Annotated in this window: 2 protein-coding genes; both read right to left on the bottom strand. The window is 58.4% G+C overall.

Annotated elements, in window-relative coordinates; genetic code table 11:
* Positions 1 to 48: 48 nt before the first annotated feature.
* The gene (locus F3J38_RS27785) at positions 49 to 321 is read right to left on the bottom strand and encodes a hypothetical protein (RefSeq protein WP_167144554.1); all 273 of its coding nucleotides are present in this window, start codon (positions 319 to 321) and stop codon (positions 49 to 51) included.
* Between the two features lie 104 nt (positions 322 to 425).
* A partial coding sequence (gene ycgZ, locus F3J38_RS28250) for a regulatory protein YcgZ (RefSeq protein ID WP_240156091.1) occupies positions 426 to 574 on the bottom strand: 149 nt, incomplete at its 5' end.

Here is a 574-nt window from a genome sequence, read left to right as displayed (position 1 = left end):
GCGGGCGTCCTGCCACTCTCCGCTCTGGTCGGAGATTCGTTCTTCAGTTTACTTATTATTACTGCCATCCGGGCCGGTCAGGGCACCGAATGCCAGCACGTCTGCGTCGCGGCTCTCACGCGACTGGCTAAACTCGCTCTTCACCTCGCCCAGCGCCAGGGCTATAGCTTCACGCCTTTCCGGGTTCGTCTCGTCGCTGTTCATAGCGCGAAGCTGCCGTGCGACGCCGTCTGCGCTGATGTGGTCTTCGCTGCTCAGCAGCGCGACCACCGCCTCGCCCAGCACAACGTCGGCCAGACGAGTTAAATCTTTATTATTCATACCCGCATCTTCCGGTTCGTGCCTTCCGGGCAGGGTGGCAGGACAGCCATTCCAGGTAGTCCTGAATGCATGCTGCGGGCCTGGCCTCTTTACGCCGGGATAACTCAGCGTTCAAACAGCATGCCAATTAAAGTCTGGTAATGACGCTCTTCTTCCAGACTTGCTGCCACTTCAAGGCGGCGCAGCAGTTTGGTACAGATGGCCTTACGGTTAAGGTTCTTGCCTGCGCGCAGGATTTCGACGACAATCTGCC

The organism is Candidatus Pantoea formicae (assembly GCF_011752625.1).
Taxonomy (GTDB): Bacteria; Pseudomonadota; Gammaproteobacteria; order Enterobacterales; family Enterobacteriaceae; genus Pantoea; species Pantoea formicae.
The sequence above is the reverse complement of the archived record's forward strand: the minus strand, read 5'-3'. Positions and strand labels throughout refer to the sequence as shown.

Excerpts from the sequence above, each read along its gene's own strand:
- F3J38_RS27785 (WP_167144554.1), bottom strand. The coding sequence starts at position 321 with ATGAATAATAAAGATTTAACTCGTCTGGCCGACGTTGTGCTGGGCGAG.